The sequence below is a fragment of the Klebsiella sp. S69 genome, from assembly GCF_016516145.1.
GTDB lineage: Bacteria > Pseudomonadota > Gammaproteobacteria > Enterobacterales > Enterobacteriaceae > Klebsiella > Klebsiella oxytoca.
The window spans coordinates 39,989-65,035 of record NZ_JACVUU010000013.1; the positions used below are offsets into that span (position 1 = coordinate 39,989).

Below are 25,047 nucleotides of genomic sequence, written 5' to 3' on the forward strand. Positions count from 1 at the left end.
AATGGCGGTCACAACCGCTTTATTAACAGACTATTATTTGTGTCATCACTTTCTTCTGCGCCGCTTTGCGGCGCTTTTGGACTTAAGCAATGTCGTATACACCGATGGGCGATCTTGGGCAGCAGGGTCTGTTTGATATCACCCGCATTTTATTACAGCAGCCGGACCTTGCCGCGCTGAGCGAGACGCTGACCGGCCTGGTGCAGCAGTCCGCGCTCGCCGACCGGGCGGCGATTATTCTGTGGCATTCCGGCAATCATCGCGCTATCCGGCACGCCTGCGACGACGCGGGGCAGCCGGTGAGCTACGAAGATGAAACCGTCCTCGCCAACGGCCCGGTTCGACGCCTGCTATCGCGTCCGGATGCGCTGCATTGCGATAGCGCCACCTTTGCCGAAACCTGGCCGCAGCTCGCCGTAAGCGGACTCTACCCCAACTTTGGCTATTACTGCCTGCTGCCGCTGGCGGCGGAAGGGCGTATCTTCGGCGGCTGCGAATTTATTCGCGACGACAACCGGCCGTGGACTGAAAAAGAGTACCAGCGGCTGCGCACCTTTACGCAAATCGTTGCCGTGGTCACCGAACAGATCCAAAGCCGGGTCAGCAACAACGTCGATTACGACCTGCTGTGCCGGGAACGCGATAACTTCCGCATCCTGGTGGCGATCACCAACGCGGTGCTCTCGCGGCTGGATATCGATGAGCTGGTCAGCGAAGTGGCCAAAGAGATCCACCGCTACTTCCGCATCGACGCCATCAGCGTGGTACTGCGCAGCAACCGCAAAGGTAAGCTCAATATCTACTCCACCCACTACCTCGACGCCAGCCATCCGGTACATGACCAGAGCGAAGTGGACGAAGCCGGTACCCTGACCGAGCGGGTATTCAAAAGCAAAGAGATGCTGCTGCTCAATCTCCACGAGCACGACCCGCTGGCGCCGTACGAAAAAATGCTTTTCGAGATGTGGGATAACAAAATCCAGACCCTGTGCCTGCTGCCGTTGATGTCCGGTAATACTCTGCTTGGGGTGCTGAAGCTGGCGCAGTGCGATGAAAAAGTCTTCACAACCACCAACCTCAAGCTGCTGCGGCAAATCGCCGAGCGCGTCTCGATCGCCATCGACAACGCCCTCGCCTACCGCGAGATTCAGCGGCTGAAAGAGCGGCTGGTCGATGAGAACCTCGCCCTGACCGAACAGCTCAACAACGTTGAGAGCGAGTTTGGCGAAATCATTGGCCGCAGCGAGGCCATGAACAGCGTGCTCAAGCAGGTGGAGATGGTGGCGCAGAGCGACAGTACGGTGCTGATCCTCGGCGAAACCGGCACCGGTAAGGAGCTGATTGCCCGCGCTATTCATAACCTGAGCGGCCGCAATAGCCGCCGGATGGTCAAAATGAACTGCGCGGCGATGCCAGCCGGGCTGCTGGAAAGCGACCTGTTTGGCCACGAGCGCGGCGCTTTCACCGGCGCCAGCGCCCAGCGTATCGGCCGTTTCGAACTGGCGGACAAAAGCTCGCTGTTTCTCGATGAAGTGGGCGATATGCCGATTGAACTACAGCCGAAACTGCTGCGCGTGTTGCAGGAGCAGGAGTTCGAGCGTCTCGGCAGCAATAAGCTGATTCACACCGACGTGCGCCTGATCGCCGCCACCAACCGCGATCTTAAACAGATGGTCGCCGATCGCGAGTTTCGCAGCGATCTCTACTACCGGCTGAACGTCTTCCCGATCCATCTGCCGCCCCTGCGCGAACGGCCGGAGGATATTCCTCTGCTGGTGAAGGCCTTCACCTTTAAAATCGCCCGCCGTCTCGGACGCAATATCGACAGCATTCCGGCGGAGACGCTGCGCCTGCTTAGCCGCATGGAGTGGCCGGGTAACGTGCGCGAACTGGAGAACGTCATTGAACGCGCGGTGCTGCTGACCCGCGGCAGCGTGCTGCAGCTTTCACTGCCGGAAATGAGCCTCGAGACTGAGCCGCTGCCGGCAGAAGTGCTGCCCGAAGAGGGCGAAGACGAATACCAGCTCATTGTCCGGGTGCTGAAAGAGAGTAACGGGGTGGTCGCCGGGCCGAAGGGCGCGGCCCAGCGTCTGGGATTAAAGCGCACGACACTGCTTTCGCGCATGAAACGGTTGGGTATTAATAAAGACCAGCTGCAGTAGGCATAACCTTAAAACGCCGTTTCATTTTATTTTTAATGAAACAGCGTTCTGTGAGACAACTCGCTTTACCCGTTCCTGATGAATGATAAATAAGCTTTTTCCTTAATGGAGATGCTTATGACGCGTTTACCTCTGGCCGCCGCCATCGCTTTGCTTTTGGCTTCTCCGGCGGCATTTTCCTCTCTCCCCATCTTTTCTGTCTGGCCCGGCGGTGAAGCCCCCGGCGCGAAAAACAGTCCGGCGAGCGAATCGCTGGTAGAGCGCAGCAAAGATCCCTCGCTGCCCGATCGCGCGGTCACCGGGATTCGTGCTCCGACAATTACCGTTTACGCACCGGAGAAGCCCAACGGTATTGCGCTGCTGGTGACGCCGGGCGGCTCTTACCAGCGAGTGGTATTGGATAAAGAGGGCAGCGATCTCGCCCCGGTATTTAACGCCCGTGGCTATACCCTGTTTGTCATGACCTACCGGATGCCGGCGGACGGTCACGCAGAAGGCAGCGAGGCGCCGTTGGCCGATGCGCAGCGCGCGCTGCGTACCCTGCGGGCGCGGGCCGCCGAGTGGCATATCGACCCGCATAAAATCGGCATTATGGGCTTTTCCGCCGGGGGGCACGTGGCGGCCAGCCTGGAGACCCGGTATAGCGAACCGGCTTACGCCGCCGTGGACGCGGTTGATCGGCAGAGCGCGCGGCCGGACTTCGCGGTGCTCGGCTATCCGGTGATTTCGATGGATCCGGCGATTGCCCATCCCGGATCGCGCAAGGCATTGATTGGCGAAACGCCGACGGCGGAGCGGCAGCATCGTTATTCACCGGAGCAGAACGTCACGCCGCAGACGCCGCCAACCTTTATTTTCCACGCGGTAGACGATCCTTCCGTGCCGGTGGATAACGCGCTGGTGATGTTTAACGCCCTGCGCGCGCAGCAGGTGCCGACCGAGCTGCATCTGTTCGCCGAGGGGAAACACGGATTTGGTATTCGCGGGACCCGGGGCCTGCCCGCCGCCGAATGGCCGCAGCTGGCGATGAACTGGATAGCTTCGCTGGCGGAAATGAACAAATCGCGCCAATAATCCCCGGTGGGGATGACTTCGTGGAGGCGATGCTGCGCATCTGTCCGGGCTACAAGTTCGTGCGGTTTGGTAGCCCGGACAGGCGCGTCAAGCGCCGCCTCCGGGGGGATTTTGCCGGGCTATTTATCAGAACTGAAGCCGTTGCTGGTCGCCAGTTCGGCAAACCACAGCGCGTTGCGCTTTATCAGCCGCTCGCCGGTTTGCAGGTCGAGCCGCCAGAAGCCGTAGCGGCGCTTGAACGAGTTAATCCACGACCAGTTATCGATAAAGGTCCACTGATGCACGCCAAAGCAGTTCGCGCCGTCGGCAATGGCGCGATGCAGCTGCACCAGATGCTCTTCCATCAGGCCGATGCGGAACGAATCGTCAATCACCCCGTCCTCGCCCGGCTCGCCTTCCGACTCAATATCCATCGCGATACCAATTTCTGCGAGGAACCACTTTATATTGCCGTAGTTATCGCGAATGTTGGCGGCAATGTCATAAATCGCCTGCGGCAGAATCTCATTATTATCGCGATAAGGATTAAAGCGCCCTTGCGGATTCACATAGTTTTCGAAATAGAACTCCGGGGTGAAATAGTCCAGCGTATAGTCGCTTTCGCGCGCTTTCACCCGCCGCGGAACGTAATAGTTAACGCCGAGAAAATCGACGCGCGATCCGGTAATCAGCTCAACGTCGGCTTTTGTCACCTCCGGCAAACAGTCGTGCGCGGCCAGAATTTCGCACAGCGCTTTCGGGAACTGATGTTTCACCAGCGGGTCGAGGAAGCTGCGGTTGAAGAACAGATCCGCATACCACGCCGCTTTTTGGTCTTCCGCGCTGTCGTTGCGGGTATAGGACGGCGTCAGATTCAGCACCACGCCAATCTCGCTTTCCAGCGCCAGCGCGCGAAACTCGCGCACCGCTTTGGCGTGGGCCAGCATAATGTTAAACGCCACCTGCGCCGCCAGACTGCCGTCTTTCTTGCAGGGATAGTGGAAGTCATACAGATAGCCGCCCTCAACCGGCACAATCGGCTCGTTGAAGGTGATCCAGTATTTCACTTTGTGCCCAAACAGCTCAAAAGCGGTACGGGCAAAACGCGCGAAAAGATCGGTCACGTGCGCCGACTCAAAGCCGCCGTACTGCTTTTGCAGCGCTTCCGGCATGTCAAAGTGATAGAGGTTGATCATCGGCTCGATGCCGTTTTCAATCATCTCATCCAGGTAGGCATGATAAAAACGCACCGCGTCCGCATTGGGCGCGCCGGTTTCGAAGTCGTCAATCAGACGCGACCACTGAATCGAGGTGCGAAAAGAGTTGAACCCGGTCCGCTTCATCAACGCCACGTCCTGGGGATACTGATGGTAAGTGTCGCAAACCGTTTGCGGCCCAATCTGCTGATAAAAACGTTCCGGCTGTTCGGCAAACCAGCTATCCCAAATAGAACGATGCGGCTTGTTGCTTATCCCTTCCGTTTGCGGACCGGATGCCGCCGCGCCCCAAAAAAAACCTTCCGGAAACTGATACCGGGTCATAACGCCTCCTGTAAGTTAAAAAAGGCCGCGCCCAACGGGCGCAGCCAATAAGCACTACTCTGCAACCACTTCAATCGATTTGATAAACATGTAGCCCCAGTCGCCGGCGAATTTACCGAAGTCGATGCGGTTATCGCCGGCCTTCAGCTCCACCGGCACCCGCAGCTGCTGGCCCTGTTCATCGGTTTGCGGGAATTCAACCGCGATTGGCGCGCCGCCGTTGACGATAAACGAGTTTTTCTTGCCGCCCCATTTGCCGCTGAACGTCACCTGCAGCTGATACTTGCCGGCCCACGGCGCGGCAACCTGCCAGCTCACCTTATCGCCGTCGTTGGCGAACGGCCCGAGGAAGCCGTCTTCGTCAATCGTCAGCGCGTCTTTCTCGCTTTTCGCCGCCTCGATCTTGCCATCGGTCACGTTCACAACCCCGGCGCTAAAACGGCAGTAATCAGCGGGCGCTTTCCCGACGGCTTCTGTCACCGTGACCTTTACGGTTTTACTGCTTTTGAGCAGACCATCATCGGCGCTAAAGGTCAGCGCGTATTCACCGGGGGCGCTAAACCAGGCGCGGGTTTCGGCTTTATCCGTCGCGCAGATATGGGCCTGCGCGTTGCCGCCGTTGCTCCAGCTCACCTTAACGTTGCCATCCGGCAGCCCGTCATCGCGCCAGCTCGCGCTGAGCTGCACGCCCTGGTCCTGGCTGGTGGTGAGCGTTTCCACCAGCGTGACTTCCGGCGCCTGATTCGCCTGGGTGTGCTTCACGCTAATCACGTTCGAAGGCGATGAACTGCCGCTCTCGTTTTTAGCAATGACGCGGTAATAGTACGTATTCCCCAGTTGCAGACTGCGATAGTCATCGCGGAACAGATCCATTGTCTGCGGGTTCCACTCGTTTACGCCGTCCGAAATATCGCGCCCCACGATCTTCCACGGTCCGGATGCCGAATCGGCGCGCTCGACATCATAAGCGCGCCCTACCGCCGCCCCCAGCCAGTTAATCGCAAACGGTGAATCCGTCGCCCGCAACTTCGGCGCATCCGGCTTCGGCAGCGGCGGCGCTTTCTCCTGCCCGTTCATCTGCGCCGCGGCGGTCCGCACCAGATCGACCACCTCCATCTCCTGATTGGCTTTACCGTCGACCGGGAAGCCCGGCAAATGGTAGCTGTAGTGGCCGGTGGACTCTTTATGCCAGTAGAAACCGCCATCGTGACGATGACCGCGGAAGCCCCAGATTAAACCGCCCGCCGCCTGCGCGCCATTGACTTCGCTATGGACGATCGACTGCATAATGGCGTTAAGCTGCTGCGCATCCAGCAGGCCAAATTCGCCCACCATGTAGACTTTCTTACCCGCGGCCGCCGTCAGGTCTTTTTTCACCTGATCGGGATGGTTGTTATCGGCATTGGTGTAGTAGTGGTTGCTGACGATATCGACATGGGGATCGTTAAGCGCAAACGAATTAATTTTCTTATAGGTGCCATCCACCACCAGCTGATGCGGCGCCCACTTTTTGATCCATGCGGCGGTCTGCTGAAGGAACGCCGCATTGGTATCCTCCAGCTCGTTGCCGGTCTCCCAGGCCATAATCGCTTTTTCGTCATAGTAAGGGCGCCCGGTTACGCTGTTGGTACGGGTGATAACCTGACGAATCACGTCCAGATAGGCCTTGAAGGTTTTACTATCGGTACGGTAAAAATCCTCCGGCTTTTCGTGGTAGAACGCCGCCAGCTGCTCGCGACCGCCCCACCACCACCAGTGATCGATAAACGGTAGAATCAGTCGCAGCCCCTGTTTGTCCGCCTCGGCGATCATGTTGTCGTACACCCGCATCGCCTTTTCGTTCAGGCGCGGCATGCCGTCGGCGGTTTCCGGGGCCAGAATATGGGTTTCGCGACCGCAGGCCTCGTCAAACGTCTGCTGCACCGAGAGCACGTATACCCGCTGCGCCCTGGCGCCGGTTTGCACCAGCGCTTTAATCCAGTTTTCCTGTTCCTCCGCCGTCGGCCAGCGGAAGTATTGCCCCCAGCCGCGCGAGTCGGCTTTACAGGTGCCGCGCGCGTCGTCTTCAATACGATGCAGCTCCGGCGCATGAATGCCCGCAAAGCGGAACACCTTGTCGCCATCTTTTAACGTTGCGCCGTCGCGGGTAATAAAGTGTTCAAAGTGCGACTGTTCTGCGGCCATCGCGCCTGCGCTTCCCAGCGCCGAAAGCAGCGCGACGAGCATCAGTTTTTTCACCGGTTTAATCATCGTTATCTCTCCTTAGAACCAGACTTCGGCCTGCACGCCGAAGTTCAGCGTGTCGGTATCGCCGCTGCGCGAGTAGCTACCGGCGGAAAGGGTATTGGTGCTCCAGTCATAGTTGCCGTCCAGCGCGTCGGACACCCCCTTATCCCACTTCGCGTAAGTCACGAAGAAGCGCAGCTGCGGGCGCGTCCAGAAGCCGGAATCAAAGGTCAGGGTCGGCGCGATGGTCACTTTAGTCAGGCCGCCTTTGCCCTTGCCGTCCACGCCTTTGTAGTTTTTATCGTCGAGATATTCGTAGCCCAGCTCGTACTGCATGGCGAAGTTTTTGGTGATCTGCTGGTACGGGCGGATCCCCGCCACCCAGCTGGTGCGCCCCCAGCCTTCGGCGTCTTCCGTCCACCAGCGGTAGTTTTTGTCTTTCTGATAGTAGGCAAACGTGGAGATTTCCCAGTCGCCGAGCGAGGCCATGTTATCCAGCACCACGCGCCATGATTGGGTATCGTCGAGGTTTGCCCAGCCCCAGCCGTTTTTACCCAGCGAGTCTCCCGCCGCCAGGCCGCGTCCGTACTGGAAGACCACGCGAGAGTAGCCGCCGGTCAGGCCGTAGAAGCCGTCAAAGTTGTAAACGCCGGTCACGCCGTAGCCTTTTTCCGCCGAGGTCGGGTGCTTCTCGTTGCGGTTCATGTGGTGGCCAATCAGCTCAAGATCGAAGCCGGTGCCGCCGATCTTTTTCAGCCACAGGTTGAGCGAGTAGTCATCCGGATAGCCCTGATCGCCTTTGTCGACCGGGTAGGCTTTGGTTTCGTCCGTCGGCGAGAAGGCGTAAACCCCGGCATCGAAGCGCGCGAAGCCAAGATCCATATTGTCGAAGCCGCCGCCGGTGCCGTTGTACTGAATGTACTCCCAGTCAAACTGATGGCTGGAGGTGTTGGAGCTGCTGTAGCGCTTACCGGCCCAGAAGGTCATCTCCGGGGCAAAGTCGAGGTTGGACAGTTCGGCAAAACCTTCGCGGAACTGCACATCATGCCCGTCGTCGTCCTGACAGTTCCAGTCAGAGGTACATTTTGACTGATGGGTGATGTTGGCCTGGACTTTTGCCACCACGCCGCTGTCCGAGGTTAACGTCACCGTTGGGATCAGTTCGATCTTGGTATCTTCTTCGTTGCCCAGACGCCACTTGCCGTCCGGCATCAGGCCAACGGAGTCAGCGCGATTGCCGTCGGCGTTGGCAAGGATCCCTGAACGGATATAGCCATGCAGCATAAAATCGTACTTCGGATCGGCGCTGGCGCAGTCGCTCATCACCGCAAGGGCAAGTAAAGACAGAGGTATTGAATGATTTAGCCTGATCATTTTTTATCCTTGGTTATTTTTTTATTAACACTGCCTGAGAACGGGAGGAAATTTACGGATGAAAAAAGGAAATGTACATCCACAAACGGAAAGCGCTTTCCGCAATTGCCGGATGAGTTCACAAATTTAACGATAGCGGGCAAATATTCGTGATGGAGTTCACATATTCTGGCAGAAATAAAAAAGCCCGCGCAGGGCGGGCTGGGGCAGACAGGCGAAAAGCTTAGCGTTCAGCGTCGGCAAGCTGGCGTTCGTAGACCTTAAAGAACGGGCGATAGAGCATCCAGGCGTTAAAAATAGCGAACAGGCACATGCATAAGTTTTTCCAGCTACCGTTGGCTGACCACGCCGCGCCGAGCGGCGCCGGCATCGACCACGGCAGCATCGCCACCGCCCGGTCGAGAATCCCCAAATGGGTTAAATACCAGGCGATACAGGCATTTATCAGCGGCACAAAAATAAACGGCAGCAGAAAAACCGGGTTCATGATAATCGGAAAGCCGAACAATATCGGCTCATTAATGTTAAACAGCGAGGGAAGCAGGCCAATTTTCCCGACGCTTTTCAACTGCCGGGAACGGCTGCGCATCGCCATAAAAACCAGCGGCAGCGTCGAGCCGATACCGCCGATTAGCAGGTAGAAATCCCAGAATCCCTGCAGGTAAATATGCGGTAACGTGGCGGAACCGGCGGCCAGCGCCTGTTGGTTTTCAAACAGATAGGTCATCCAGAACGGGTTCATAATCCCGGTGATAATTAGCGCGCCGTGAATACCGACAAACCAAAGCAGGTTGCAGATAAATAACGATATTAAAACCGCGGTTAGGGTATCGGAGGCCACCACCAGCGGCCGCACCGCTTCGCTAATCAGCTCCGGTAAAATGCGCCCGGTGCTTTGCAACAGCAGCGCGTTAATGACGCTAATAGAGAGCATCACCACCAGCAGCGGAATCAGTAGCTGAAAGCCGTTACGGGTCATCACCGGTACCTCTTCCGGCAGGCGGATGCACCAGCCTTTCTTATAGAAAAAGCGTACAATTTCAATGGCGTAAGTACTCGATATCAGCGCGGTAAAAATCCCCATTCCGCCAAGAAAAATATTGGTCGCGCCGTTGTCGCGAAAGCCGATAAACAGCAAAAACGCCAGGCAGCCGGTCAGCCCGCAGAGCCGCTCCGGTAGCCGGTACTGCTTGGCAAGACTGGCGCTGGCGCCGAAGGCCACAATCAGCGCCACCAGCCCGATAGTCAGTTCAAAAGTCGGCAGCAGAATAGGCCGCAGCTGGAAATAGAACTGGCCAAAGGCCGATGCGCCGTTGATGGAAACGGGCGGAAACAAAATCGGCACCAGCAAACTTCCGACGATCACAAACGGCATCGCCAGCGCAAAGCTGTCGCGCATCGCCGTAATGTGGTTATTGCGCGTCAGAACGTTGGCCAGCGGCGCCAGCCGCTGCTCGATGATATCGACGGCAACATTCATTAACTGAATGTTCATAATCCTGCCTTTCAGAAGAGAGTAGTCGCCTGGATGATCGCGCACTCCTGTGTAAAGTAAAAGCCCGTCATAGGTGATCGTGGTCACAATAAATAAATCCACAAACGGAAAGCGCTTTCCGTTTTATATCCGTTGTGACTATAGTCGGCGCATCCCACTCATCAGGAGCGATATATGAAAAAGATAATGTTGTGCTGTTCCGCGGGCATGTCCACCAGCCTGCTGGTGAAAAAAATGATCGCCGAGGCCGAGCAGCGCGGGTTGCCCGTAGAGATCAACGCCTTTGGCGTCGCGGAGTTCGATCAACAGGTCGGCCATTACCAGGTGGTCCTGCTGGGGCCGCAGGTGAAATACATGCAGAAAGATCTGCAAAAACAGGCTGATAAATACGGGATCCGCGTGGAACCCATCAACATGATGGATTACGGCATGCAGAAAGGCGGCGCCGTGCTGGATTTCGCGCTTTCCCTTATCGATAACAAAAACTAAGGAAAGATCATGAGCTCTCTGTACGCGAAGCTGATCGCCGTGATTGAACAGAAGATCACGCCTATGGCGGGGGCGATCGGCCAGCAAAAATACGTCACCTCCATCCGCGACGGTTTCATTACCGCCCTGCCCTTTATGATCGTTGGCTCGTTTTTGCTGGTGTTTATCTTCCCGCCGTTCTCCCCGGATACGACGTGGGGCTTTGCCCGCGCCTGGCTGCAATTTTCGCTCGATCATCGCGATGCGCTGATGCTGCCGTTTAACTTCAGCATGGGGGTGATGACGCTGTTTATCGCCGTCGGGATCGCCGCCAGCCTGGCGAAGCACCATAACCTGGACTCGCTGACCGCCGGGATGCTGTCGCTGATGTCGTTTCTGCTGGTGGCCGCGCCGCTGAAAGATGGCCAGATCTCTACCGCCTACTTCTCCGGCCAGGGGATCTTTACCGCAATTCTGGTGGCGATTTACTCTACCGAGCTGTACGCCTTTCTCAAACGCCACAACATTACGATCCGTCTACCGCCTGAAGTTCCGGCGGGCGTGGCGCGCTCGTTCGAGATCCTGATCCCGGTGCTGGCGATCGTGCTGACGCTGCATCCGCTGAACCTGTTTATCGAAGCGCAGCTGGGCATGATCATCCCGGAAGCGATCATGTCGCTGGTGAAACCGCTGGTGGCGGCTTCCGATACCCTACCGGCGATCCTGCTGTCGGTACTGGTGTGCCAGGTGCTGTGGTTTGCCGGCATTCACGGGGCGCTGATCGTCACCGGGATTATGAATCCGTTCTGGATGGCGAATCTGTCGATCAACCAGGCGGCGATGGCCGCAGGCACCGCGATTCCACATATCTATGTCCAGGGCTTCTGGGATCACTATCTGCTGATCGGCGGCGTCGGCTCCACCCTGCCGCTGGCGCTGATGCTGCTGCGCAGCAAGGCCGTGCATCTGCGGACGATTGGCCGGATGGGCGTGGTGCCGGGCGTATTTAACATCAACGAACCGATTCTGTTCGGCGCGCCGATCATCATGAACCCGCTGTTCTTCCTGCCATTCGTGCTGGTGCCGATGGTCAACGCGACCCTGGCCTACTTTGCGCTGAAGCTGGACCTGGTCAGCCGCGTGGTGTCGATGACGCCGTGGACGACGCCGGCCCCTATCGGCGCCTCCTGGGCGGCAAACTGGAGCTTTAGCCCGGTGATCATGTGCCTGATTTGTATGGCGACGGCGATGGTGATGTATCTGCCGTTCCTCAAAGCCTACGAAAAACAGCTGCTGGAGCAGGAGCACGCTAACGCCGCCGCCCAGGCTGAAGGCGCGCCGCAGTCCGCATAATTAATACTATTCAGAGGTTTGTCATGGAATTAGAAGAACAGGTGATGGGTATTATCATCAACGCCGGGCAGTCGCGCAGCCTGTGCTACGAAGCGCTGAGCTGCGCTAAAGCGGGAGACTTCGCCGCCGCCGATGAAAAAATGAAAGAAGCGGCGCATTTTGCCCGCGAAGCGCATCGGGTACAGACCCAGCTGATTGAAGCCGACGAAGGCGAGGGTAAAACCAAAATGACCCTGGTGATGGTTCACGCTCAGGATCATCTGATGACCTCGATTCTGGCGAAAGAGCTGATCGGCGAACTGATCGCCATTTACCGCTCGCGGCCGCTGCACGCGTAGGGCTCCCCTCTCCAGGGGAGAGAAGAAAACCGGCCTGCATCGCGGATGACGTAGCCCGGGTAAGGCGTTGACGCCGCAACCCGGGAAAACGGTAAATGCTCATGTCACCTGGCTGACTTCCCGGCTCGCGCTGCGCTTAGCCGGGTTACCCGGACTGCACGCGTAGCGCCCTCCCGGAGAAAACCGGCTGGCATCGCGGATAACGTCGCGGCCCGGGAAACCGTCGACCACGATTAAGGATAACTATGCTACATCTGGGTTTAGACATTGGCGGCACCAAAATGGAAGCCGTCCTGCTCAACGCGGCGGGCGAATGCGTCTATCGCCAGCGCCGTCCGACGCATAAAGAGAGCTATCAGGCGTTTATGCAGCAGCTGCTCGGGCTGATTGCGACCATCGGCGACTGGAGCGAACGGCCGTTTACTATCGGCATCGGCCTGCCGGGGGCTATCGACCCGCAAAGCGGCCTGATTAAAAACTGTAACTGTCTGGTGCTCAACGGCCACGACCTGCGTCATGACCTGATGCGGGAACTTGGTCAACAGGTATGGATGGCGAACGATGCCGACTGCTTCACCCTCTCTGAAGCGGTGGACGGCGCGGGCGCGGGGGCAACGACCGTATTCGGCGTTATTATCGGTACCGGCTGCGGCGGCGGCATCGCGGTGAACCAACGGCTACTCAGCGGGCCTAACGCCATCGTTGGCGAATGGGGACACAATCCTCTGCCGGGCTATTGCCCCGAGCGCGACGGTCCGGCGCAGCCCTGCTACTGTGGCAAAGAGAACTGCATCGAAAGCTTTATCTCCGGTACCGGCTTTGCCCGCCGCTACGGCGAACAGGCGCCTGCGGAAGCGATTATCGCCGCCGCGCAAAACGGCGAACCGCAGGCGCTGGCCCACTGGTGGCATTTTATTGACGCTTTCGCCCGCAGCCTGGCCTCGGTAATCAATATCCTCGATCCGCAGGTGATTGTGTTGGGCGGCGGGCTCTCCAACGTCGGGCAAATCTACGAGCAGCTGCCGTCGGCCATCGTCCCGTATCTCTTTTCCGACAGCTGCCGAACGCAGATCAAAAAGGCGCGCTTCGGCGACGCCAGCGGCGTGCGCGGCGCGGCCTGGCTGCCGGTTCTGGCCGCTGCTGAAGGCCCCCGCCGGTAGACACTTTTTTCAGCAGGTATGCTAAGCTAGGCGAAAATATTCACACAGAAAAAGCCATGCCAACCATTGATGATGTTTCAAGATTAGCGAATGTCTCCCGAGCGACGGTATCCCGCGTGCTGACCGGCACCCGGGGCGTGCGCGAAGAGAGCCGGGAAGCGGTGCTGCGCGCGGTAGAAGAACTTAACTACCGCCCGAGCTTTGCCGCGCAAAACCTCGCCAGTCAAACATCCAATCACGTGGGGCTGGTGATCCCGGCAAACGATGAAAGCAGCGGCGCGCGCCTGCTGCCGATGCTTTCATTAGCGCTGAAGGGGCTGAATAAGAACCTGATTGTTCAGTACGTCACGGATGCGGCGGAACAGGCGGCGGTCGTCGATGATCTACAGCGTCAGTGCGTGGCGGTAGTGGTACTCGGCGCCGTCCCGGCGGATGCGCCGCGCAACGTGATCTCTTTTGACCGTTTCAGCATTGCCGGGGTCAATAATCAGGGCTATGACTACGCTTTTGCTACCGAAAGCGCCTGCCGCTACGTGATCGGCAAAGGCCATCGCAATATCGCTCTGCTTATTGATAGCGACAGCGATGACGCCAGCCGCCAGATGCTCGAAGGCTATCGCAACGTCCTGCAAAACTACTCCATCCCTTTTAACCGGCAGCTGATGCTGGCGGCCAACGACAACGTTGAACAGGCGCTGCTGACGCTAATCAACAGCTTCAGCAAATACTCGGTGATTATCGTGAAACGCGACCGCTACGCCGCCGAAGCGATGCGCCTGCTGCGCGAATTCAACATCGCCGTACCGCAGGAGGTTTCGCTGCTGAGCCTGGAGGATTCTCCCCTCGCCTCGCTGCTGAATCCGCCGCTGACCTGTATCTCCTGGCCGCTGGAGCAGCTGATGGAGAACTGCCTGCAGCGTATCCGCAACCTGATTGACGAGCGCCCCACCTTCTCTCCCGAAGGGCGCACGCTGGCGGGCCGCCTGATCCCCCGCCAGTCGGTGGCCGATCTCTCCTGATTTTAGCGCCCGACCTCCCTTTGGCCGGGCCTTTTCCGCACGCACCGCTGGTTTCCACGCTAATCATTCGCCTCATATCTAAATAAGAATTATTTTCATTTATAAATAGCTTATGCTATATAACATAGCAATGGCTATAAATGCTGATTAATTAACCGCAACGTTGTGAGGGACCTTATGCTGCACCTGCCACCTTTGAAGCATCTGATGTTTGCCGCGACTCTGGCGCTGCTGGCCGTCGCCCCCGTCCAGGCCAAAGAGAAATTTAAAGTGATTACCACCTTCACGGTGATCGCCGACATGGCGCAAAACGTCGCGGGCGACGCCGCCGACGTCAGCTCCATTACTAAACCGGGGGCTGAAATCCACGAATATCAGCCGACGCCCGGGGATATCAAACGCGCGCAGGGCGCGCAGCTCATCCTCGCCAACGGCCTGAATCTTGAACTGTGGTTTGCGCGCTTTTATCAGCACTTAAACGGCGTACCGGAAGTGGTGGTCAGTAACGGCATTCAGCCGATGGGCATCAGCGAAGGGCCGTATAACGGCAAACCCAACCCGCACGCGTGGATGTCGGCGGACAACGCGCTGATCTATGTCGATAATATTCGCGACGCGCTGGTGAAATACGATCCTGCAAACGCCAACGCCTATCGCCACAACGCCGAAGCCTACAAAGAGAAGATCCGTCAGACCATGACGCCGCTGAAGGCGGAACTGGCGAAGCTGCCGCAGGATAAGCGCTGGCTGGTGACCAGCGAGGGCGCGTTTTCTTACCTGGCCCGCGATAACGGCCTGCAGGAGCGCTATCTGTGGCCGATCAACGCCGACCAGCAGGGTACCCCGCAGCAGGTGCGCAAAACCATCGACACCATGAAGAAAGAGCGCATCCCGACCATTTTTAGCGAAAGCACCATTTCCGATAAACCGGCGCGTCAGGTGGCCCGGGAAGCCGACGCCCACTATGGCGGCGTCCTGTACGTCGACTCCCTGAGTACCGCCGATGGCCCGGTGCCGACCTACCTCGACCTGCTGCGCGTTACGACCCAAACCATCGTCCAGGGCATCAACGACGGACTAAGGAAACAGGCATGAGCCATGAGCAGCCGGGCCTCGCGGTCAACAACGTCAGCGTCACCTACCGCAACGGCCACACCGCGCTGCGCGATGCCTCGTTCTGCGTCCCGCGCAGCTCTATCGCCGCGCTGGTCGGCGTGAACGGCTCGGGAAAATCGACGCTGTTTAAAGCGCTGATGGGCTTTGTGCGCGTCGGAAAGGGCGATATTGCGATTCTCGGTCAGCCGGTTAATCGCGCTCTGCGGCAGAATCTCGTCGCCTACGTTCCGCAGGCGGAAGAGGTGGACTGGTCCTTCCCGGTACTGGTGGAGGATGTGGTAATGATGGGGCGCTACGGCCATATGGGCTGGCTGCGGCGGGCCAAACCGCGTGACCATGAGATTGTCGACGCCGCCCTGGCGCGGGTCGGCATGAGCGAGTACCGCCATCGCCAGATCGGCGAACTCTCCGGCGGCCAGAAAAAACGCGTCTTTCTGGCCCGCGCTATCGCTCAGCAGGGAAAAGTCATCCTGCTGGATGAACCCTTTACCGGCGTCGACGTGCAGACCGAAGCGCGCATCATCGAGCTGCTGCGGGAACTGCGCGACGAAGGCTGCACCATGCTGGTTTCCACTCACAACCTCGGTTCGGTAAGCGAATTCTGCGACTACACGGTGATGGTCAAAGGTACCGTGCTGGCCAGCGGCCCGACGGAAAGCACCTTTACCGCTGAAAACCTCGAGCTGGCGTTTAGCGGCGTGCTGCGCCACGTGGTGCTGAGCGGCGCGGAAGAGCGGATTATTACCGACGATGAGCGGCCATTTATCAGCCGCCGGGCGGCGGGGGGCGAAAGATGAGCTGGCTGCTGGAGCCGTTTAGTTATCACTATATGCTGAATGCGATGTGGGTTTCGGCCCTGGTAGGCGGGGTGTGCGCATTTCTCTCTTGCTACTTGATGCTCAAAGGCTGGTCGCTGATTGGCGACGCCCTCTCCCACTCCATTGTCCCCGGCGTGGCGGGCGCTTATATGCTCGGTCTGCCCTTTGCGCTGGGGGCGTTTCTTTCCGGCGGGCTGGCCGCGGGCAGCATGCTGTTTCTTAACCAGCGCTCGAAGCTGAAGGAAGACGCGATTATCGGCCTGATCTTCTCCTCTTTTTTCGGTATTGGCCTGTTTATGGTGTCGCTGAATCCGACCTCGGTGAATATCCAGACCATTATTCTCGGCAATATTCTGGCAATTGCCCCGGAGGATATTATTCAGCTGGCGGCGATTGGCTTTATTTCGATGGCGATTCTGCTGCTGAAGTGGAAAGACCTGATGGTGACCTTTTTCGATGAAAGCCACGCTCGTTCGATTGGCCTCAACACCAGCGGGTTAAAGCTGCTGTTCTTTACCCTGCTGGCGGCCTGTACCGTGGCGGCGCTGCAAACCGTCGGCGCGTTCCTGGTGATTTGTCTGGTAGTGACGCCCGGTGCCACCGCCTGGCTGTTGACCGATCGCTTCCCGCGCTTGCTGGCGATTGCCGTTGCGATTGGCAGCCTGACCAGCTTTTTCGGCGCCTGGCTGAGCTACTATCTGGACGGGGCGACCGGCGGGATTATCGTCGTCGCCCAGACGCTGCTGTTTTTAACCGCTTTTGTTTTCGCGCCGAAGCACGGCCTGCTCGCCAGCCGTCGCCGCGCCAGGGAGGCCTCATGCTGAGCGCGCTGCTTGAACCTTTTCAGTTCTCCTTTATGGTCAACGCCATGCTGGTGGCGACGATCGTTGCCGTTCCCTGCGCGCTGCTGTCGGTCTTTTTGGTGCTCAAAGGCTGGGCGCTGATGGGCGATGCCATGAGCCACGCGATTTTTCCGGGGGTAGTGGTAGCGTATATCCTCGGTATCCCCTTCGCCATCGGCGCGTTTATCGCCGGGTTATTCTGCGCCATCGCCACCGGCTATCTCGACGATAACAGCCGCATTAAACGCGATACGATCATGGGCATCGTGTTTTCCGGGATGTTTGGCGCGGGCCTGGTGCTGTACGTGTCGATTCAGTCGGAGGTGCATCTCGATCATATTCTGTTTGGCGATATGCTGGGAATTTCCGCCGGCGATATTGCGCAAACGTCGCTGATCGCACTGGGAATAGCACTGATTATCGGGTTTAAGTGGCGTGATTTTCTGCTGCACGCCTTTGACCCGCAGCAGGCGAAGGCCAGCGGATTGCGCTGCGGGCTGCTGCATTATGGGCTACTGTGCATGATTGCGCTGACCATCGTGGCGACGCTGAAAGCGGTGGGGATCATTTTGTCGATTTCGCTGCTGATAGCGCCGGGGGCGATCGCTCTGCTGCTGACGCGGCGGTTTATCAACGCCCTGCTGCTGGCGGTGGCGGTGGCGTTAGGCTGTTCGCTGGGCGGCGTGTGGCTGTCGTTTTATCTCGACAGCGCGCCGGCGCCGACCATTGTGGTGCTGTTTACCGTTCTGTTCGTTATCGCGTTTATCTGGACGTCGGTTCGCGATAGTCAGACCACAGCCCGTTCCGGCGAGGCCCCGGGTCGCGGCTGACGCCTTACCCGGCCTACCTCTCCCGTAGGACGTAGCCCGGACAGATGCGCAGCATCGCCTCCGGGGAAAATTCGCCATTTTTTAGGCCAGCGAGGCCCCGGATCGCGGCTGACGCCTTACCCGGGCTACAGACCGCACGAATTGTAGCCCGGCTAAGCGCAGCGCAAGCCGGGGAGTTTATTGCGGCTTTTTGGGTCGATACTTTTCCGGTAACTCCGGCACCGGGCGTTTATCATCGATCAGGTGGCGAATCGTCAGGATCGGATGCCGCCAGAGCATCCTCGGCCCCGCCCAGCGCATAATCTGCTTCATCTCTTCGCGTTTCGCGGGCTGATAGCAGTGCACCGGGCACTGCTTGCAGGCCGGCTTTTCTTCGCCAAATACGCACCTATCCAGCCGCTTGTCGGCATAGGCGTTGAGCGCCTGATAGTGTTCGGTATCGTCACGGGCCTCCGGGCAGCGGCGCTGGTAGAGCGCGATCATGCTGCTAATGGTCTTTTTTTCCCGCGCAATACGTTTGCCCGCCATCGCCTGTTCCTCCCGAAAAAGATGTATTTATAATACACATTCAGAGAGGGCGATGCAGCCCCATACTCCCTGAGGATTATGCCGGCTTGTCCAGGTGCCCCAGCGGTTTTTCCGGGAAGCATACATCGCGTACCCGGCGCTTGAGCTCCGCCGCATCGGGGAAACCTCCGTCCTGCTTGCGCTCCCAGATTTGCACATCATCAACGGCGACCACGAAGATCCCGCCGGTCCCCGGCACCAGCGTGACCGAAGCGATGTCGGTGCTAAAGCTGTGCAGCAGCTCCTGGGCCATCCAGCTGGCGCGCAGCATCCAGTTGCACTGCGAACAGTAGGTGATGGTAATCGCGGCTTTATGGCTCATCGGCTTCTCGCTGTCAGTAAAAGGGCAAATTGTAAACAACTTGCAGATTAATTGAAGAATACATGATTATTTTGTTGCAAACGATAATACCTATCATTACCATTCGCAATCAACAAGCATGGAGAAAAAACGTCCAGTAACGGAATAACCGGACACACCTGCACTCTGGAAGTAACGCGTGAGCCAATACTAATAATGATTAAGGCGTGGCTACTATGTATAACTCCACTCAATCAACAGCATGGTTCAAAAAAAGCCTGCTGGTGACTTCTTTGCTTACAGCAATTTATCAGACTTCCGCCGGGGCGGCTGATACCACCGCGAAAATCACCAGCAGCGCATCGACTGATGACAGCTCGGAACGGATGACCGTTACCGCGCCGGCGCCGTTACTGAAAGCGGGCAGCGAACATTCGATCGGCGCTCAGGAGCTGCAGGATAAAGGGGCCAACGACTTTGGCTCGATCATGCGCTACGAGCCGCTGATTAGCGCCACTGGCGCCAGCGGCGGTTCCGGCAACGGCAAAAGCGGCTTCGACCGCGGCGGCTATACCGGCTACAATATCCGCGGCATGGAGAGCAACCGCGTCGGGATCGACGTCGACGGCATCGCCCAGCCGAACGCCACCGGACGCAGCTACGCCAGCCGCGCGGGCCTCAATACCTTCGGTATGGGTCGCGACTATATTGACCCCTATATGTACGGCAGCATTGATATTCAGTCCGGGGCGACATCAACAGAAACCGCCAACAGCGCCATCGGCGGCAACGTCTCTTTCCGTCCGAAATCTGCGGATGACTATCTGCATCCGGGCAAAACCAGCGCCTTCGGCTACCGCAGCGGCTACGACTCATCCGATCGCAGCTGGCACAACGGAGTCACCGTTGCCGGCGGCGACGAGACCCTTCGCGGGATCTTCGTCTACAGCCGTCGCGACGGTCAGGAGACGGAAAATAACAGCGGGACCGTTGATTCCTATCCGGCAAACTGGCACTCGGACGCCTTTATGGCCTCCGGGATCTGGCAGCCGAATGACGAGCATAAGTTCACCAGCACCTTCGATTATTACCATAAAACGAACCACACCCATTACGACGCCTGGGACTCCAGCGGCAACAGCGTTATCGGCACGTCAAACCAGACCAGTCAGACCCGTCGCTGGGGCCTGAGCCTGAAAGATGACTGGACGCCGATGAATGATTATATCGACAGCGTATCGACTAAAGTCTACTACCAGCATACCGAGGCCCACGACTGGACATATATGCCGGACAGCATCACCCGTGCGATGCAAACGGTGAGCTCCGACTATGACACCGACACCTGGGGTATTCAGAGCGCGCTGGCGAAATCGATAGGCCGCCACGATCTGAGCGCCGGTTTTAACGCCAGCACGACGAAAACCCAGCGGCCGTTAACCCAGTCGCCAACCCCAAGCGCTTATAGCCAGATTATGCAGCCGGACGCCGATAGCCGCGGCTATATCGTTGCGGGCTTCCTGCAGGACAAAATTAACTTCGATCTCGACGGCCATAACTTCGCGGTTATCCCGGGCATTCGTGTGATGCATCAGTCGACCAAACCGGAAAACGTCTCCGATTTGGCCAACAACAGCAGCGTACTGACCGGTTCCGACGTGTCAAATCTGTACGGTAAGAACGCTGATACTCAGGCGCTGCCGTCGCTGGTCTTGCAGTACGATATCACTCCGCGCCTGATGACTTATCTGCAGTATCAGCGCGGCGCGCAGTTCCCTAACGCCAGCCAGCTGTACGGTTCCTGGAACCTCGGCTCCAGCTACGCCGGACGCGCCCAGTATGCGCTGATCGGCAACACCGATTTGAAAACCGAAACCAGCGATAACGTTGAGTGGGGGATGAAAGGCGAAGTGACGGAAGGCATCACCATGCGCACCGCGCTGTTCTACAACACCTATAAGAACTTTATCGCCTATACCCGCTACACCCGCGCCAATAACCCGCTGCAGTTCGCCAGCGTTCCGTCGAACATCTACACCATTTACCAGGCGGAAAACCGCGATAAAGCCTATATCTACGGCGGCGAAATCAGCGCTAAATTCAACTTTGGCACCTGGTTTGAAGAGGTTAACGGCCTGAGCGCCACTCTCGCTTACGGTTATAGCGAGGGGCAATCGAAATCCAGCTACAGCGGCGACAAGTACGTTGACCTCGATAGCGTCGCGCCAATGAAGGCTATCGTCGGCGTGGCGTGGGACGATCCGGCAAAAGTGTACGGCACCGCGCTGACCGCCACCTTTGTTAAGGGCAAGCGCGCCACCGCCACCAACCGTGAAAGCTATACCAACACCGGTTCCGCCATTACCGATTCGACCAACGAATATATGCGCGTTCCGGGCTACGGCATGCTGGACTGGACCGCGTACTGGCAGGTCGCGAAGAACGTGCGCCTGAACGGCGGCGTTTACAACATTACCGATCGTAAATACTGGGATTATCTGAGCAGCCGCAATATCGAAACGGCGACGAATCAGGACGCCAACGACAGAGCGCTGGCGGTGATGCCTGGCCGTACCTGGCAGTTGGGCGTGAACGTCGATTTCTGACCGGCCAATAATAAGAAACCTGCTCCCCGGCCGCGCGCCGGGGAAACTCATCGTAGAGAAGGATGTGAATTATGCAAAACACCCAACCGCAACATGCCCCGCTGTGGCAACGCTACCTGACCACGAAAGCGCAATCTTCCGCGAAATACGCCCGCGATATCGCCGCCGAAATGGGGATTAGCGAAGCGGAGCTAACCGAAGCCCGCCAGGGCTACGACGCCGTACGTCTGCAGAACGACGCCCGCGCCATCCTGACGGCACTGGAAGCCGTGGGGGAAACCAAATGCATCTGTCGCAACGAATACGCGGTGCATGAACAGGTCGGCGAATTTACCCATCAGCATTTAAGCGGCCACGCCGGACTGGTGCTCAATCCGCGCGCCCTCGACCTGCGCCTGTTTCTGAGCCAGTGGGCCAGCGCTTTTCGCCTGAACGACAACGGCCGCCAGAGCATCCAGTTCTTTGATCCGCACGGCGACGCGCTGCTCAAGGTTTACACCACAGAAAATACCGACATGGCGGCCTGGGATGCGCTGATTGTCGCGCAGACGCAGCAATCGCCTGCCCCGCTGGCGATTCGCCCGGCCGATCCGCTGAAATTTGCCGACTCCGCCGACGGCGAGGCGCTGGAAAACGAATGGCGCGCCATGACCGACGTCCACCAGTTCTTCGGCCTGCTGAGAAAATATAACCTGTCGCGCCAGCAGGCTTTCCGCCTGGTCAGCGACGACCTCGCCTGCCGCATTGACAACCAGACGCTGCCGGGCCTGCTGGAAACCATCCGCCAGGACGGCAACGAGATCATGATTTTTGTCGGCAACCGCGGCTGCGTGCAGATCTTCACCGGCGCGCTGGAAAAAGTCGCTCCGATGCGCGGCTGGCTGAATATCTTCAACACCGCTTTTACCCTGCATCTGCGCGAGGAGAGCGTGGATGAAATCTGGGTGACCCGCAAACCGACCTCTGACGGCCACGTCACCAGCGTCGAGCTGTTCGCCAAAGACGGCACGCAGATCGCACAGCTGTTCGGTCAACGCAGCGAAGGCCATCCGGAGCAGACGCAGTGGCGTGCGCAGGTCGATCGTTTGACTACCGAAGGACTCATCGCATGAAGCGCTGGCTGATATTGCTTGCGGCGCTCCCGCTGTTGGCCAGCGCCGCCGCCGAGCGCATTGTGTCACTCGGCGGCGACGTCACGGATGTGGTTTACGCCCTCAACGCCCAGCGGCAGCTGGTGGCGAAAGACAGCACCAGCACCTGGCCTGCCGCCGCGCAGAGCCTGCCGGATGTGGGTTATATCCGCCAGCTGAATGCCGAGGGGATCCTCTCCCTGCGCCCGACGCTGGTGCTGGCCAGCGCCCAGGCGCAGCCCTCGCTGGTGCTGAAAAAGGTGGCAGAGAATAAGGTTAAGGTCGTCAACGTGCCGGGCGGCTACGACCTTCCGGCAATCGAAGCAAAAATTGACGTGATTGCCGACGCCCTCGGTAAGCAGAGCGAAGGAAAAGCTCTGCGCCACAAGCTTCTTCAGCAGATCGCGCAAATTCCTTCCCAGCCTGTAAACAAGCGGGTGCTGTTTATCCTCAGCCACGGCGGCATGAATACCATGGTGGCCGGGAAACAAACCGCAGCGGATGGGGCAATCAGGGCGGCCGGGTTAGAGAATGCCATGCAAAGCTTCGACCATTATCGCAGCATGTCGCAGGAGGGCGTTATCGCCAGTAAACCGGACCTGGTGGTGATCTCCGCCGATGGGCTGAAAGGCATGGGCGGCGAAGCCGGGCTCTGGAAACTGCCGGGACTGGCGCAGACGCCAGCGGGGCGCAATAAGCAGGTGCTGGTGATAGATGATATGGCCCTGCTCGGCTTTGGCCCGCGTACCCCGCAGGCGGTGCTCGCGTTACGGCAAAAAGCGGAGCATCTGCCCTGATGCGCACCCACCCTGCCCGTCATCTGTGGTTAATGACGCTGCTGCTGATTGTCCTGACGTTGCTCGCCACGACCCTGGGCGCAATGCGCCTGCCATTAGCCAGCCTGTTGCCCTCCGGCGATGAAATCCTGAGGAATATCTGGCTGACCATTCGTTTGCCGCGAGTGCTGCTGGCGCTGCTGGTCGGCGCCGCGCTGGCGCTTTCCGGCTGCGTGATGCAGGGGCTGTTTCGCAACCCTCTCGCCGACCCCGGGCTGCTAGGCATTAGTAGCGGCGCGGCGCTGGCGGTCGCCTGCTGGCTGGTACTGCCCCTGTCGGTGCCGGCGCTCGTGGCGCTGTACGCCCCGATGCTGGCGGCGTTTATCGGCAGCATGGCGGTGATGGTGGTAATTTTTATTCTCAGCCGGGCGGGCGACGCCTCGCTTTCGCGCCTGCTGCTGGTCGGCATCGCCATTAATGCCCTGTGCGGCGCGCTGGTCGGGGTACTTTCGTGGATCAGCAATGATACCCAGCTGCGCCAGCTTTCCCTCTGGGGGATGGGCAGCCTCGGGCAAGCGGAATGGTCGACGCTGCTGGTGGCCGCCACGCTGATGATCCCGGCCTCGCTGGTGGTTTGGGCGATGGCTTCGCGGCTCAACCTGCTGCAGCTGGGCGATGAAGAGGCGCACTATCTCGGCGTCAACGTTCGCGCCCTGCAGCGGCTGCTGCTGCTGTGCAGCGCATTGCTGGTGGCGTCGGCGGTGGCCATCAGCGGCATTATCGGGTTTATCGGACTGGTGGTGCCGCATTTGATGCGGATGTGGCTGGGGCCGGACCACCGCGGCCTGGTCCCCGGTTCGCTACTGTGCGGCGCAATGTTGCTGCTGCTGGCCGACACGCTGGCGCGCACCGTTGCCGCTCCCGCCGAGATGCCGGTCGGGCTGTTGACCAGCGTACTCGGCGCGCCGTGGTTTCTGTGGCTGATTTTTCGTCGGGAGAAAATGGCTCATGGATAACCGCTATAGCGCGCGTTCGCTTTCGCTGCGTCTGGGTAACCGGCAGATTATTCATGATGTTTCGCTCCAGCTTTGCGGCGGCGAGATGACGGCATTGATTGGCCCCAACGGCGCCGGTAAATCGACCCTGCTGCGCCTGTTGACCGGTTATTTAACGCCCGACGAGGGCCAACGGGTGGTGGAAGGCCGACCGCTGGAGAGCTGGTCGGCAGAAAGGCTTTCGCGCCGCCGGGCGGTGATGCTACAACGCACCCAGCTGCACGCAGACTGGCCGATAGAAACAATTATCGCTATGGGGCGTTCACCGTGGGGCGGCGCGATAAACCAGGAGATGATCTGCCAGGTAATGAAAGAGACCGGCTGCGATCATCTGGCCGGAAGACGCTATCCTACCCTCTCCGGCGGCGAGCAGCAGCGGGTGCAGCTGGCCCGCTGCCTGGCGCAGCTTTGGCGCGACGGCGCCCCCGAGGGCTGGCTGTTCCTTGATGAACCCACTTCGGCGCTGGATCTCTATTTCCAGCAGCATCTGCTGCGCCTGCTCAAGCGCCTGACCCGCAGCCGCCGCCTGCACGTCTGCGTGGTACTGCACGATCTGAACCTCGCAGCGCTATGGGCCGATCGGATTCTGCTGCTGCATCAGGGGAAACTGGTGGCTCAGGGCACGCCGCAGGAGGTGATCCAGCAGCCGATTATCAGCCGCTGGTACGGCGCGGAGGTCAGCACGGGCAAACATCCCGATGCGGCCGTTCCGCAGGTGTATCTGGCGCCGTGAGCTGAGGAAATGATTGTGCCGGGCGTAGGCTAACGCTCTGCCCGTCCTGTGAAAACGTTCCTTGATAAACAACGAAGCCGATAC

At 58.8% G+C, this 25,047-nt stretch carries 22 protein-coding genes; 16 read left to right on the plus strand and 6 right to left on the minus strand.

All coding sequences use genetic code 11. From position 1 onward, the window contains the following. Positions 1–89: 89 nt before the first annotated feature. Together flhA and IAE27_RS14075 are read left to right on the plus strand one after the other, a co-directional pair. Positions 90–2,162 (plus strand): formate hydrogenlyase transcriptional activator FlhA, encoded by a 2,073-nt coding sequence (flhA, locus tag IAE27_RS14070; RefSeq protein ID WP_200092564.1) that lies wholly within the window; start codon positions 90–92, stop codon positions 2,160–2,162. A gap of 117 nt (positions 2,163–2,279) precedes the next feature. After that, positions 2,280–3,236 carry an alpha/beta hydrolase gene (locus tag IAE27_RS14075; RefSeq protein WP_142475320.1) on the plus strand — a complete coding sequence of 319 codons (957 nt, stop codon included), beginning with the start codon at positions 2,280–2,282 and terminating at the stop codon, positions 3,234–3,236. Between the two features lie 119 nt (positions 3,237–3,355). Here IAE27_RS14075 and IAE27_RS14080 read toward each other — a convergent pair whose 3' ends face one another. From IAE27_RS14080 to IAE27_RS14095, 4 genes are all read right to left on the minus strand, one after another. Then, positions 3,356–4,756, minus strand: coding sequence for a glycoside hydrolase family 1 protein (locus tag IAE27_RS14080; protein WP_004104867.1), 1,401 nt, complete (start codon positions 4,754–4,756; stop codon positions 3,356–3,358). 54 nt (positions 4,757–4,810) lie between these two features. Further along, the gene (locus IAE27_RS14085; protein WP_185935152.1) at positions 4,811–7,003 is read right to left on the minus strand and encodes a CBM35 domain-containing protein; all 2,193 of its coding nucleotides are present in this window, start codon (positions 7,001–7,003) and stop codon (positions 4,811–4,813) included. 15 nt (positions 7,004–7,018) lie between these two features. Continuing rightward, positions 7,019–8,356 carry a maltoporin gene (locus IAE27_RS14090; RefSeq protein WP_004104869.1) on the minus strand — a complete coding sequence of 446 codons (1,338 nt, stop codon included), beginning with the start codon at positions 8,354–8,356 and terminating at the stop codon, positions 7,019–7,021. A 223-nt stretch (positions 8,357–8,579) separates the two neighbouring features. Beyond that, positions 8,580–9,851 (minus strand): PTS sugar transporter subunit IIC, encoded by a 1,272-nt coding sequence (locus tag IAE27_RS14095; protein WP_049593563.1) that lies wholly within the window; start codon positions 9,849–9,851, stop codon positions 8,580–8,582. A gap of 174 nt (positions 9,852–10,025) precedes the next feature. On the opposite strand from IAE27_RS14095, the gene IAE27_RS14100 reads away from it, so the two are divergent. The 9 genes from IAE27_RS14100 (at position 10,026) to sitD (ending at position 17,795) form a co-directional block, all read left to right on the plus strand. Continuing rightward, on the plus strand, positions 10,026–10,340 hold the full coding sequence (locus IAE27_RS14100; RefSeq protein WP_004104871.1) for a PTS sugar transporter subunit IIB: 315 nt from the start codon (positions 10,026–10,028) through the stop codon (positions 10,338–10,340). A gap of 9 nt (positions 10,341–10,349) precedes the next feature. After that, on the plus strand, positions 10,350–11,672 hold the full coding sequence (locus IAE27_RS14105; RefSeq protein WP_004104872.1) for a PTS cellobiose transporter subunit IIC: 1,323 nt from the start codon (positions 10,350–10,352) through the stop codon (positions 11,670–11,672). A 23-nt stretch (positions 11,673–11,695) separates the two neighbouring features. Then, entirely contained in the window at positions 11,696–12,010 is a 315-nt protein-coding gene (locus IAE27_RS14110; protein WP_004104873.1) for a PTS lactose/cellobiose transporter subunit IIA, read from the plus strand. 245 nt (positions 12,011–12,255) lie between these two features. Beyond that, complete coding sequence (locus IAE27_RS14115) at positions 12,256–13,170, plus strand: ROK family protein (RefSeq protein ID WP_049591654.1); 915 nt, start codon at positions 12,256–12,258, stop codon at positions 13,168–13,170. A gap of 56 nt (positions 13,171–13,226) precedes the next feature. Further along, on the plus strand, positions 13,227–14,189 hold the full coding sequence (locus IAE27_RS14120) for a LacI family DNA-binding transcriptional regulator (protein ID WP_047720727.1): 963 nt from the start codon (positions 13,227–13,229) through the stop codon (positions 14,187–14,189). 177 nt (positions 14,190–14,366) lie between these two features. Continuing rightward, positions 14,367–15,284: a metal ABC transporter substrate-binding protein gene (locus IAE27_RS14125; RefSeq protein ID WP_154022381.1), complete on the plus strand. Its 918-nt coding sequence runs from the start codon at positions 14,367–14,369 to the stop codon at positions 15,282–15,284. Continuing rightward, complete coding sequence (locus IAE27_RS14130) at positions 15,281–16,102, plus strand: manganese/iron ABC transporter ATP-binding protein (protein ID WP_004104877.1); 822 nt, start codon at positions 15,281–15,283, stop codon at positions 16,100–16,102. The genes IAE27_RS14125 and IAE27_RS14130 overlap by 4 nt, the downstream gene beginning before the upstream one ends. Further along, on the plus strand, positions 16,099–16,947 hold the full coding sequence (gene sitC / locus IAE27_RS14135; RefSeq protein WP_049593564.1) for an iron/manganese ABC transporter permease subunit SitC: 849 nt from the start codon (positions 16,099–16,101) through the stop codon (positions 16,945–16,947). The genes IAE27_RS14130 and sitC overlap by 4 nt, the downstream gene beginning before the upstream one ends. Next, complete coding sequence (gene sitD / locus IAE27_RS14140; protein ID WP_070555525.1) at positions 16,941–17,795, plus strand: iron/manganese ABC transporter permease subunit SitD; 855 nt, start codon at positions 16,941–16,943, stop codon at positions 17,793–17,795. The genes sitC and sitD overlap by 7 nt, the downstream gene beginning before the upstream one ends. Positions 17,796–17,972: 177 nt before the next feature. Here sitD and IAE27_RS14145 read toward each other — a convergent pair whose 3' ends face one another. Continuing rightward, positions 17,973–18,323 carry a nitrous oxide-stimulated promoter family protein gene (locus tag IAE27_RS14145; RefSeq protein WP_004104880.1) on the minus strand — a complete coding sequence of 117 codons (351 nt, stop codon included), beginning with the start codon at positions 18,321–18,323 and terminating at the stop codon, positions 17,973–17,975. A 76-nt stretch (positions 18,324–18,399) separates the two neighbouring features. Continuing rightward, on the minus strand, positions 18,400–18,684 hold the full coding sequence (locus tag IAE27_RS14150) for a SelT/SelW/SelH family protein (RefSeq protein WP_004104881.1): 285 nt from the start codon (positions 18,682–18,684) through the stop codon (positions 18,400–18,402). Positions 18,685–18,899: 215 nt separating this feature from the next. On the opposite strand from IAE27_RS14150, the gene IAE27_RS14155 reads away from it, so the two are divergent. From IAE27_RS14155 to IAE27_RS14175, 5 genes are all read left to right on the plus strand, one after another. Next, the gene (locus tag IAE27_RS14155; RefSeq protein ID WP_115239278.1) at positions 18,900–21,269 is read left to right on the plus strand and encodes a TonB-dependent receptor domain-containing protein; all 2,370 of its coding nucleotides are present in this window, start codon (positions 18,900–18,902) and stop codon (positions 21,267–21,269) included. A 71-nt stretch (positions 21,270–21,340) separates the two neighbouring features. After that, positions 21,341–22,381, plus strand: coding sequence for a hemin-degrading factor (locus IAE27_RS14160; protein ID WP_064356447.1), 1,041 nt, complete (start codon positions 21,341–21,343; stop codon positions 22,379–22,381). Further along, the gene (locus IAE27_RS14165) at positions 22,378–23,196 is read left to right on the plus strand and encodes a heme/hemin ABC transporter substrate-binding protein (protein WP_154022380.1); all 819 of its coding nucleotides are present in this window, start codon (positions 22,378–22,380) and stop codon (positions 23,194–23,196) included. The genes IAE27_RS14160 and IAE27_RS14165 overlap by 4 nt, the downstream gene beginning before the upstream one ends. Then, on the plus strand, positions 23,196–24,191 hold the full coding sequence (locus IAE27_RS14170) for a FecCD family ABC transporter permease (RefSeq protein ID WP_070555521.1): 996 nt from the start codon (positions 23,196–23,198) through the stop codon (positions 24,189–24,191). Before IAE27_RS14165 ends, IAE27_RS14170 begins: the two co-directional genes overlap by 1 nt. Continuing rightward, positions 24,184–24,963 (plus strand): heme ABC transporter ATP-binding protein, encoded by a 780-nt coding sequence (locus tag IAE27_RS14175; RefSeq protein ID WP_070555519.1) that lies wholly within the window; start codon positions 24,184–24,186, stop codon positions 24,961–24,963. The genes IAE27_RS14170 and IAE27_RS14175 overlap by 8 nt, the downstream gene beginning before the upstream one ends. The last annotated feature ends 84 nt before the right edge of the window (positions 24,964–25,047 follow it).